Origin of the sequence: Halogeometricum sp. CBA1124 (assembly GCF_009741955.1) — an archaeon.
Taxonomy (GTDB): Archaea; Halobacteriota; Halobacteria; order Halobacteriales; family Haloferacaceae; genus Halogeometricum; species Halogeometricum rufum.
This window is the reverse complement of record NZ_WPCD01000007.1, coordinates 44,506-54,764: the sequence shown is the minus strand read 5'-3', so window position 1 is coordinate 54,764 and position 10,259 is coordinate 44,506. Positions and strand designations below refer to the sequence as shown.

Annotated in this window: 11 protein-coding genes and 3 pseudogenes; 10 read left to right on the top strand and 4 right to left on the bottom strand. The window is 67.0% G+C overall.

The features are described from left to right. Together GJ632_RS22810 and GJ632_RS02175 are read left to right on the top strand one after the other, a co-directional pair. Positions 1–230 (top strand): hypothetical protein (locus GJ632_RS22810; RefSeq protein WP_231751251.1); only part of this gene is annotated, 230 nt, incomplete at its 5' end. A gap of 307 nt (positions 231–537) precedes the next feature. After that, a pseudogene (locus GJ632_RS02175) lies at positions 538–1,037 on the top strand (DUF5813 family protein). Positions 1,038–1,073: 36 nt separating this feature from the next. Here GJ632_RS02175 and GJ632_RS02170 read toward each other — a convergent pair. Together GJ632_RS02170 and GJ632_RS02165 are read right to left on the bottom strand one after the other, a co-directional pair. Continuing rightward, a pseudogene (locus GJ632_RS02170) lies at positions 1,074–1,303 on the bottom strand (Lrp/AsnC ligand binding domain-containing protein). 1 nt (position 1,304) lies between these two features. Further along, positions 1,305–1,988, bottom strand: a complete 684-nt coding sequence (locus tag GJ632_RS02165) for a TrkA family potassium uptake protein (protein WP_191451934.1) — start codon at positions 1,986–1,988, stop codon at positions 1,305–1,307. Between the two features lie 86 nt (positions 1,989–2,074). On the opposite strand from GJ632_RS02165, the gene GJ632_RS02160 reads away from it, so the two are divergent. Next, positions 2,075–2,308, top strand: coding sequence for an Lrp/AsnC ligand binding domain-containing protein (locus GJ632_RS02160; protein ID WP_089808693.1), 234 nt, complete (start codon positions 2,075–2,077; stop codon positions 2,306–2,308). Positions 2,309–2,382: 74 nt separating this feature from the next. Next, positions 2,383–2,790, top strand: a complete 408-nt coding sequence (locus GJ632_RS02155) for a hypothetical protein (RefSeq protein ID WP_343160967.1) — start codon at positions 2,383–2,385, stop codon at positions 2,788–2,790. Positions 2,791–2,844: 54 nt separating this feature from the next. Here the strand turns inward: GJ632_RS02155 and GJ632_RS02150 are convergent, their stop codons facing one another. Beyond that, on the bottom strand, positions 2,845–3,891 hold the full coding sequence (locus GJ632_RS02150) for a thiamine pyrophosphate-dependent dehydrogenase E1 component subunit alpha (RefSeq protein WP_191451933.1): 1,047 nt from the start codon (positions 3,889–3,891) through the stop codon (positions 2,845–2,847). A 161-nt stretch (positions 3,892–4,052) separates the two neighbouring features. On the opposite strand from GJ632_RS02150, the gene GJ632_RS02145 reads away from it, so the two are divergent. Together GJ632_RS02145 and GJ632_RS02140 are read left to right on the top strand one after the other, a co-directional pair. Then, positions 4,053–5,252 (top strand): glycosyltransferase family 2 protein, encoded by a 1,200-nt coding sequence (locus GJ632_RS02145; RefSeq protein ID WP_191451932.1) that lies wholly within the window; start codon positions 4,053–4,055, stop codon positions 5,250–5,252. Between the two features lie 49 nt (positions 5,253–5,301). Further along, complete coding sequence (locus GJ632_RS02140; RefSeq protein ID WP_089808702.1) at positions 5,302–5,625, top strand: hypothetical protein; 324 nt, start codon at positions 5,302–5,304, stop codon at positions 5,623–5,625. Positions 5,626–5,684: 59 nt separating this feature from the next. Here GJ632_RS02140 and tmk read toward each other — a convergent pair whose 3' ends face one another. Further along, on the bottom strand, positions 5,685–6,284 hold the full coding sequence (gene tmk / locus GJ632_RS02135) for a dTMP kinase (RefSeq protein WP_089808703.1): 600 nt from the start codon (positions 6,282–6,284) through the stop codon (positions 5,685–5,687). Between the two features lie 161 nt (positions 6,285–6,445). On the opposite strand from tmk, the gene GJ632_RS02130 reads away from it, so the two are divergent. From GJ632_RS02130 to cofC, 4 genes and pseudogenes are all read left to right on the top strand, one after another. Further along, the gene (locus GJ632_RS02130) at positions 6,446–7,342 is read left to right on the top strand and encodes a complex I NDUFA9 subunit family protein (RefSeq protein WP_191451931.1); all 897 of its coding nucleotides are present in this window, start codon (positions 6,446–6,448) and stop codon (positions 7,340–7,342) included. A gap of 232 nt (positions 7,343–7,574) precedes the next feature. Beyond that, the gene (locus GJ632_RS02125) at positions 7,575–8,756 is read left to right on the top strand and encodes a tubulin/FtsZ family protein (RefSeq protein ID WP_177232630.1); all 1,182 of its coding nucleotides are present in this window, start codon (positions 7,575–7,577) and stop codon (positions 8,754–8,756) included. Next, positions 8,725–9,510 carry a hypothetical protein gene (locus tag GJ632_RS02120; protein ID WP_089808707.1) on the top strand — a complete coding sequence of 262 codons (786 nt, stop codon included), beginning with the start codon at positions 8,725–8,727 and terminating at the stop codon, positions 9,508–9,510. The genes GJ632_RS02125 and GJ632_RS02120 overlap by 32 nt, the downstream gene beginning before the upstream one ends. A gap of 39 nt (positions 9,511–9,549) precedes the next feature. Next, a pseudogene (gene cofC, locus GJ632_RS02115) lies at positions 9,550–10,172 on the top strand (2-phospho-L-lactate guanylyltransferase). Positions 10,173–10,259 lie beyond the last annotated feature (87 nt).

Below are 10,259 nucleotides of genomic sequence, written 5' to 3'. Positions count from 1 at the left end.
GAGGAGATGGACGCTACATCATCCGTCGTCGACGACCCCGATCGAACTCGGGATGGCAGCGAACCGCCGAGAAGGAGGGGTTGGAGTCCATCGCGGACATCGCGCGGACGGAGTGGCGGCCGCCGCGACAGAGGCCGGGCGAGTGGACTCGGACCGGCACGAGTGACCCGCCGCGGGCCGTCGCTTCGCCCGCGACGGCGCGAGAGCGTCGCCACTCGAACTCGGTGTAGTGGACGAATCAAACGAGTCGACCGACCGGTTCGGTGGTCGACGCCGTCGCTCGAACGTGCGAATCAGTGGGAAAAGGTAGCGCCCGTTCGGGAACAGCCCGAACGGACGCTGCCGCCCTGAATTGGTCCCCGCTGACGCTTCGGCCCTCCAAAGCGAAGCGTCACATGTTCCGATGGCTGGCAGACACTTAAACGTGCCGCACGCCGGGAAAATCTCCGGTTGTGTGCCGTCGTGGCGAAACCGCACGCGGCCGGGCGGAGACGCGACGCGAGGGGCTTTTGTCCCGTCGTCACCTGTCTGTAAGCGATGAGCGACGTACCGGACCGGGCACGGCGTGCCTTCCGCGACCACGACTCCTTCGAGCAGGTGGACGAGACGACGTACGAGTGGACGGCGACGGCGTTCGACGGCCGCGTGACCGCCGGCGCAGACGGCGGCGGAATCGCGTTCGCGGTGACCGTCCGCGTCCCGATGCTGGACGCCGCCGTCGAGGACGACGTCGCCCCGGTCGTCGAGGACGGCTGGTACGAGACGTCGAGTTGCGCGTCGAGGACGTCGGCGGGGTCACCAAGAAAGAGCACGACTTCGACGTGGACGTGTCCCGCGAGGGGTCGACGGCGGTGGTCAGCACGTCCTTCACCGACATCGACGAACGGCGCGGCGTCGCGGACGCCGGCGCGGTCATCGACTACGTCGAGGGGACGTACGTGCAGGGAATCATCCCCGGCTACGAGTACACGGAGCCGGTTTCGGGCCTCGTCCAGCGCGCGACGGACGCGGCCAACAGCGACGGCGCACCGCTCTGAGAGCGTCCCGACGTCGAGACGGGGCGGCGCGGCGTCTCAGTCCATCGCGATGTACGTCTGCGTGTCCTCGATGCCGTCCATCTCGTGGATGGACGCCGCGATGTCCTTGACGTCGCCCGGACCATCGACGTTCGCCTTGACGATGAAGTCCACGTCGCCGGCGACGATGCTGACGGTCTCGACGCCGGCGCGAGGTCGAGCATCGACTGTTTCAGTCGGTCCACGTCGCCTGTCGACGCCTTCACCATCACGTAGGCGGTGACCATCTCAGGCACCCCCCGCGGCGGTGGCGACGTCCTCGCCGACGACGAGTTGCCGCACCTCGTTGAGCACGTCGAAGTCCGCGAGGATGGCGAGTCTGTCGCCCGTCTCGAGGGAGTCGTCGCCCATCGGGATGCCCATCTTCTCGTCGGCCTTCCCGAACGCGAGGATGCGAGCGTGCGCCGGGAGCGCCACCTCCTCGATGGAGTAGCCGCGCATCGGCGACTCGTCGCTGACGGTCATGAGGACCACCTGGAGGTTCTGCGCGATGTCGGCGATGGCGCGAATCGACCCGCCGAGGAGGGCGTTCTTCGCGCCGATGGCGCCGAGGCGTTCGGGGTAGACAACCTCGTCCACCTCCTCGGCGTACTTCCGGTACACCTCCTCGCGGTAGTCCTCGTCCACGCGAAGCACCGTCCGCAGACCGTGATGCTTGGCGATGGAACAGGCGGCGAAGTTGACGTTCAGGTCGCTCGTGAGTGCGCCGAGGGCGTCCGCGTCCGCGACGCCCGCCCGGTCGAGGACCACCTCTCTGGAGCCGTCGCCTTCGACCACCTCGAACTCCGCCTCGCGGGCGCGTTCGATTCGGTCGGCGTCCACCTCGACGAGTGTCACCTCGTGTCCTTCCTCGCGGAGGACGCGGGCCGTTCTGAGTCCGACACGCCCTGTACCAATGATAACGAACCGCATGGGGAATACCTACACCGCCTGAGATGAATAAGCTTCCCCCGACGGCCGGCGCAAACGCTATGTCGCGCGGCGTGCACCTGTGTAGCATGGTCCACGCCTTCATCATGGTCAAGACCGGGGCCGGCGAATCAGAACGGCTCCTCGCGCCGATTCGAGAACTGGAGACGGTGACGGAGGCGCACATCGTGGCGGGCGCGTACGACATCATCGCCGAAGTCGACACCGACGAGGTGTACGAGGTGCTCCAGACGGCGTCGAGCAAGGTGCAGGGGTTGCAGGGCGTCACGGACACGAAGACGTACATCACGATGGACGACTGAGTGCGGCGAGGCGCGAGGGACGACGGCCGAAGGTGAGCGGAACGGTCAAGTGTCGCTCGGTGGAACTGTGTCGCGTGCCAACGGTTCCCCGTGACCTCCGAACGTCGCTGAAGACCGAAGCATGGACGTCCCTGCTCGCCGCCGCCGTGTTCGCCTCCCTCGGTGGCTTCTCGACGGTACTGCTTCAGGCGTCCCCGTGGACGGTTCTGGGAGCGGCGCTCGTTCCGATTCCGGTCGGCGCGTTCTTCGCGCTGGGGAAGAGTTCTCCGCGCGTCGCGGAGGCGCTGACGCACCGCGGGTTCCGCTTCGCGTTCACGCTCTCGGTCACGCTGTCGCTGGTGTGGCTGGTGGCCGGCGGGTCGCCCGGCGTCCGCCTCGGCGTCGTCTCGTTCCTCGGAGGGGTCGCCGCCGGCAACTGGTATCTCTACTCGGTGGCGGGTATCGAGTACGCCGGCGACGAGGGCAACGTCCTGCCTCCCTGACCCCGCGCCGGACCGACGGCCGGCGAAGCGGCGGGCGTGCCGACTCCCCGACGTTCAGTACTCCAGTTCGTTCGGGTCGTGCCGGGTGAGGAACTCGCGCATCTCCTCGCGTTGCTCCACGAGGGCCGGCGGCAGCGTCTCGTAGGCGTGCTCGAACGCGTCGTCGGGGTCGGCCGGCGGCAGGTCCTCGACCCACTCGACGGCGTCTTTCAGTTCGGCCTCTGCGTTCTCGCGCACCGTCTCGACGAACGCGTCGTCTATCACCCCACGGTCACGCAGGAACTCCTCGTAGCGGTCGAGCGGGTCGCGGACGCGCCACTCGGGCAGGTCCGGGTCGTCGTCGCGGTAAGCGCTCGGGTCGTCCGCGGTGGTGTGAGCCCCCTGACGGTACGTCAGGCTCTCCACGAGGACCGGACTCCCCTCGCGGGCGTCGGCGAGGGCCTCGGTGACCGTCTCGCGGACCGCGAGGGGGTCGTTGCCGTCCACCTGCACGCCCTCGAAGCCGTACGCCTCGGCCTTGACGGCGATGGAGTCGCTGGCGGTCTGTCGCTCCCGCGGCATCGAGATGGCCCACGCGTTGTTCTCGCAGAAGAACACCACCGGCGCGTCGAACACGCCGGCGAAGTTCAGCCCCTCGTGGAAGTCGCCCTCTGAGGTGGCGCCGTCGCCGAAACAGACCAGAATCGCGTGGTCCTCCTCGGTGTAGTTCGCCGCCATCCCGGCGCCCGTCGCCAGCGGAATCTGCGTGGCGATAGGCACCGCCTGCGGGAAGACGGGGACGTCGTGGTCCGAGAGGTACTCCGGGCGGCCGCGGCGGAACGCGAGGATGTCGCTCATCGGGACGCCGCGAGCGATTTGGAGCGCGTTCGACCGGTAGGTGGGAAACAGCACGTCGTCGTCGCGCATCGCGTGGGCCGCGCCGACCTGCGAAGCCTCCTGTCCGGTGAAGGGCGGATAGCCGCTCATCCACCCCCGCCGTTGGAGCGCGAGTGCGCGTTCGTCGAACCGCCGCGTCCGAACCATGTCGCGGAAGGCCGCACGCGCGTCTTGCTCGTCCAGCCACGAGTCGTCGAGGGACCGCTCACCGATGAGTCGGTGCATGTCGGCTTCACACCGTGACTCGTGATAAACGTCCCCGGTTCACGCGCGTCACCGGCACGAACCGGTTTCGGCCCCACAGGAACCTGCTACCGCCGGTTTAACGGCCCACGTAGTCCGGAACGGTGCACTCTACTTATATCGAGATAGTCAGTAAATAGAGTATGTTCGAGGTGCGGGCCGAACTCGTCGTAACCGTTCTCCTGTGGGTCTCCCTCGGGTTCTACGGGTTCTCGGCGCTCTGGTGGCTGTTCGAGACGACGGTGCTGTCGCGGGGATGGCGGACCGACGACAGACTCGTCTGGGGACCCGAGGACGTGCAGGTGCGGATACTCACCGTCGACGCCGAGGACGTGGTGCAGGCGACGGTGGACGCCATCCCCGAGGAGATACCCGACGTCCACGTCGTCGCCGAGCGACCGATGACCGTCGCGGGCGCGACGGTGCACGTCGTCCCGTCGGCGTTCACCTGCGAGGCGGCGAACAAGGGACGCGCCGTCGAGTGGGCCCGACGACACGTGGCGTGTGACCGCGAGTACGTCCTCTACCTCGACGAAGACACGCTGATGACCGGGTTCGACGGCGTTCCGGACGCAGACGTGGTGCAGTTCTCCGAACTCCCGATGTTCACGGGGTCGAGGCTCGCCTACCTCTGTGAGGTGTTCCGGATGGGCTACCAGTACGAACAGCGCGGGTTCCACCGACTCCGCTACCCCCTGTACGCGTGGGGCGGGGCCGTCGCGGTCCGGCGGTCGGTCGAGGCGCGCGTGACGTGGGACGCGAAGACGCTGACGGAGGACACCAACTTCGTCTGGCGGGCGGCGCGGGACGTCCGCGCGACGTACGCCCTCGTGGACGCGAAGTTCCGGAATCAGGCGCCGCCGTCGGTTCGCGCGCTGATACGCCAGCGCCGGCGGTGGATTTCGGGGTCCATCGACGACGACAGTCACCTGGCGTGGCGCTACCGTCCGCTGTACGCGACGCGCATCGTCGCGTGGGCGTTCTCGCCGCTGGTGCCGTTGCTGGTCGTGGCCGCCTACGTCCACCCCGGAACCGCGCCGAACTTCGCGCTGTACGCCGGGATAGCGACCGGGTTCGGCCTCCTGCTCTACGTCTACACCGCGCTCGGAGCGGTGTCGTACGGCAAGTCGCTCCCGCTCGCTCTCCTGTACGTGGCGCTCACGCCGGTGGCCGTCGTCGTCCACGCCGCCGGCGCGATGTGGGGCGTCCTCTCGCCGGTGCGGACGTTCGAGGTGACCGAGAAGGTGGTTCCCGAGCGACTGGTCGACGCCCACCCCGAGATGGAACCGGGCGACCTGACCGACGAGGACGGCAGGCGGTCGGTGGACCAGACGGCCGACTGAGCGTCGAACGCACCCGAGCATGTAAAGTCGTCGGGCGCCTACGTCGGGTATGGTCTCGGTCCTCGACCTCGTGCTGTTCGGTGTGGTCGTCGCGGGGCACACCCTCATCGCGGCGGTGATGACCCGATTCTTCCGCATCCGGCTGAAGACGCAGTGGGGGTACGTCGTCTACTCCCTGCTGCTCATCCCCGTCGTCCTCCTCGTGACGACGCTGGTGTTCTTCGGCCTCCTCCCCATCGGCGGCAGTCTCAACCTCGACACGCCGGCGTTGCTCGCGGCGTCCATCGGGATGCCGCTGGCGCTCGGGTTCACCGTCGACACGCTGTACGTCCCGCCGCCGGAGGAGTACGACCTGCCCGAAGCGCGGAACTAGGAACGACCGCGGCGGAGCGCGAAACTGAGAACGACTCGTTCGAAGCGCGGTCCCGAGCGCTACCGCCGTTCGTGTTCGGCGACGAGTCGCTCGACGCTGCGTTCGACCATCTCGATTACGTCCTCCGGGGGTTGGCTGGCGTCGACGCGGACGAACCGCTCGGGTTCGGCGTCGATGAGGCGTTCGTAGTTCTGCCGCACCGACTCCAGATACGAGGCGCGCTCGAACTTGTTCGTCGCGCCGGCGCGCGCGGCGGCGGTCTCGGGGTCCACGTCGAGGTAGATGGTCGCGTCCGGCGGCCGGGAGAAGGCGGCGTGGATGCCGCGGATGTAGTCCAGCGGTCGGCGGAGGTCCGACTCTTCGAGCGTCGCGGCCTGATAGGCGAACCGGGAGTCCGAGTAGCGGTCGGAGACGACGAGTTCGCCGTCGGCGAGTGCCGGGCGGACCACGCGCGAGAGGTGGTCGGCGTGGTCGGCGGTGAACAGGAACAGTTCCGCGAGCGAGTCGGCGTCCTCGTCGGCCATCGACCGGGAGACGGCGTCGCCGTACCACGACTCGGTGGGTTCGCGCGTGAACACCGCGTCGGGGTGGGCGTCGTGCAACGCCTCCCACGCCGTGGTCTTTCCGCTGCCGTCTAACCCCTCAAGCGTGATGAGCATGGTTCGAGGTGGACGGTCGGGGGAGTAAAACCGCTCGGGTCGCCGCCGCCCCGGACCGCGTCGGGTCGGCGGTGGTTCGAGGGTCGAATTCGCCCACAAATCGCGAGACGACGGCACCCAACGGGGGTACATTTACGTCGATTCCGCGACAACTGTAGGTGATGAAAGTTCTCGTGGTCGGCGGAAGCGGTTTCGTGGGAACGAACCTGTGCCGTGAACTGAAAGCGCGGGGCCACGAAGTGACGGCCCTCTCGCGGAGTCCGAGTAGCGAGGCGTTGCCGAAGGGCGTGAACAAGACGATGGGCAACGTCACGGTGTACGACTCCATCAAGAACGCCTTCGAGGGGATGGACGCCGTCTACAATCTCGTCGCACTGTCGCCGCTTTTCAAACCGAGCGGGGGCAAGGAGATGCACGACAAGATTCACCGACAGGGCACCGAGAACGTCGTGCGCGCCGCCGAGAAACACGAGGTGGACCGGTTCGTCCAGATGAGCGCTCTCGGGGCGGACGAGGACGGCCCCACCGCCTACATCCGAGCGAAGGGCGAAGCCGAGCAGATAGTCACCGAATCGGTCCTCGACTGGACCATCTTCCGCCCGTCGGTCGTCTTCGGCGAGGGCGGCGAGTTCGTCAAGTTCACGAAACTGCTCGCGCCGCCGTACGTCAGCGCACTCCCCGGCGGCGGAAAGACGCGGTTCCAACCGATTCACGTCGACGACGTGGTCCGGATGATGGCCGACGCTATCGAAGACGAGAAACACGTCGGCCAGACGTACGAGATCGGCGGCCCGGACAAACTCACTCTCGCGGAGATAGCGAAACTGATACACGAGTCCAACGGGCGGTCCACCACCGTGGTCCCGGTTCCGATGGGTCTCGCCAAGGTGGGACTCGCCGTCGGCGGCGCGATTCCCGGGTTCCCGATGGGTTCGGACCAGTACCGGTCGCTGAAGTTCGACAACGTCACCGACGACAACGACATCGGAGCGTTCGACTACGGCACGGGTGAACTGACCACGCTGCGAGCGTACCTCAACGACTACGGCGACGAGTAGAATATGAAAAAAATTGCCGCATCACTCCCGTTATCGCCCTCCAAATATTATATAAAAAGAGATATTCTCTATAGTGAGAATTACCCGGTTTCGGATAACGGGTGATTAACGTCTGCCCCGCGTCTGTCGATTTCGAGAATTATTGTATCATTTTCCAGATGTTTCCCCATCACAAAGTTTATGTTCGCATTCGTGCTGGCATATAGTCAATGGCGAGGGGACCGAACAAACGATGAAACTCGCAATGATCGGATTCGGGCAAGCCGGGGGAAAGATAGTCGACAAATTCGTCGAGTACGACCAGCGACACGGTTCGGGCATCGTCCGGGCCGCCGTCGCAGTCAACTCCGCGAAGGCCGACCTGATGGGCCTAGAGCACATCCCGCAGGACCAACGGGTCCTCATCGGGCAGTCGCGTGTGAAGGGTCACGGGGTCGGTGCCGACAACGAACTCGGCGCTGAAATCGCCGAGGAGGACATCGACGAGGTGCAGGGTGCCATCGACAGCATCCCCGTCCACGAGGTGGACGCGTTCCTCGTCGTCTCCGGACTCGGCGGCGGCACCGGCAGCGGTGGCGCGCCCGTATTAGCGAAACACTTGAAACGAATCTACACAGAGCCAGTCTACGGACTCGGCGTCCTGCCGGGCGGTGACGAGGGCGGTATCTACACCCTCAACGCCGCGCGGTCGTTCCAGACGTTCGTCCGCGAGGTTGACAACCTCATGGTGTTCGACAACGACGCCTGGCGCAAGACCGGTGAGTCCGTGCAGGGGGGGTACGACGAGATAAACGAGGAGATAGTCACTCGCTTCGGCGTCCTGTTCGGCGCGGGCGAAGTCGAACACGGCGGCGAAGTCGCAGAGAGCGTCGTCGACTCCTCGGAGATAATCAACACGCTCGCCGGCGGTGGCGTCTCCACCGTCGGGTACGCCTCCGAGACGGTCGAGGAGAAGAACTCCAGCGGCGGACTCCTCTCCCGCATCACCGGCGGCGACGGTGACGAGCAGATAGACACCGCCCACACGACCAACCGCATCACGTCGCTGGTCCGGAAGGCCGCACTCGGCCGCCTCACGCTCCCGTGCGAGATAGAGGGCACCGAGCGCGCGTTGCTCGTCCTCGCCGGTCCGCCGGAGCATCTCAACCGGAAAGGAATAGAGCGCGGCCGGAAGTGGATCGAGGAGCAGACCGGCAGCATGGAGGTCCGCGGCGGCGACTACCCCATCCGCAACTCGGGGAAAGTCGCGTCGGTCATCCTGCTCTCGGGCGTCACCAACGTGCCCCGCATCAAGGAGCTGCAGCAGGTGGCCATCGAAGCGCAGGAGAACATCGACGAGATTCGGCAGGAGAGCGACGAGAACTTGGAAAATCTGGTCAACGATGACGAAGACGAGTTGGAATCGCTTTTCTAAGCTCGCGCTCGCCTGTCTCGTCGCCCTGACGGCCCTCGCGGCACCCGTCGCCGCCGTGTCGGTCGCCGAGGACGACGTGCCCAGCGAAGCGCAGGTCGATTCGAAGGTCACCACGACGGTGACGCTGAACGAACTGTACCAGAACCCGCAGTTGGAGTCGTGGACGCTCGCCGGGTCGACCGAGTTGACGGACGTGACGTGGACCGTCACGTACTACGACCAGACGGGTGCCAAGGTGAACCAGCAGTCGTTCGACGGCCAGAACTTCAGCGGCGCGTCCATCGACGCCGGTGACGGCACCAGCGAGGTCGAGGTGCGCGTCTCCGGCACCGCGCCGAGCGTCGAGTCGTACGTGTACGACCCCGCGCAGTCGTTCACCGTCATGAGCCTCCAGCAGACGCGCGAAGGCGGCTCCTCGAACGACATCGGGTCGTGGACGACGCAGCACTTCACCGAGGAGAGTCAGAGCGCCCGGTCGGCGCTCGACGAGTCGCAGGCGGCCGTCCAGAGCGCCGGGTCCGACCAGGCCGAATCGACGTTCGACAACGCCGTCAGCGCGTTCGAGAACGGGAACTTCGAACTCGCGACCGAGCTGGCGAATCAGGCGCAGAGCGAGGCCCAGCAGGCTCAGCAGTCGAGCCAGACGCAGCAACTGCTCGTGTACGCCGCCGGTGGACTCGTCGCCCTGGCCGTCGTGGTCGGTGGCGTCTTCTACTGGCGCTCCCAGCAGGACAGCTACGACAAACTGGGCTGAGCCGCACCGTTCTTCTTTGCGGACCACGCCGGTATCGACATGCACGTCGTCGTCCCGTACACCACGCGCGAGCCGAAGAGTCGCCTCGCCGGCGTCCTCGCTCCCGACGAACGCCGCGCGTTCGCCCGCGCGATGCGCGACGACGTCGTCGCCGCCGTCCGCGCGGCGGGCGAGACGCCGACGGTCCTGACCACGGAACCGCTCGACGACGGCGTGGACGCCCCCGTCGTCGTCGACGACAGGCCGCTGACGCCCGCGGTGAACGCGATACTCGCCGAGGAGGCGGAGTCGGCGGTGGGCGTCGTCATGGCGGACCTGCCGCTCGCGACGCCGGACGCGCTCGCGCGACTGTTCGAGAGCGACGGCGACGTCGTCGTGGCACCGGGGCGCGGCGGCGGGACGAACGCGCTCGTCGTCCGCGACCCGGCGTTCCGCGTGGACTACCACGGCGCCTCCTACCGGGACCACCGGCGAATCGCGGCCGACGCCGCCGGACTGTCCGTCGCCGTCGTCGATTCGATGCGGTTGGCGACGGACGTGGACGAACCCGCGGACCTCGCGGAGGTCCTCCTCCACGGCGAGGGGGCCGCGCGGGCGTGGCTGACGGACGCCGGCTCGAACTCGCCGTCGCGGACGGCCGCGTCGGCGTCGCGCGCGAGTGAACCCGCCAGTAGGACTATACGTTTCAGCGGCGAAGTCTCACGATGCGCGACGCGTCGGGTGTGCCGGGCGTGAGCGGGCGTTTCACC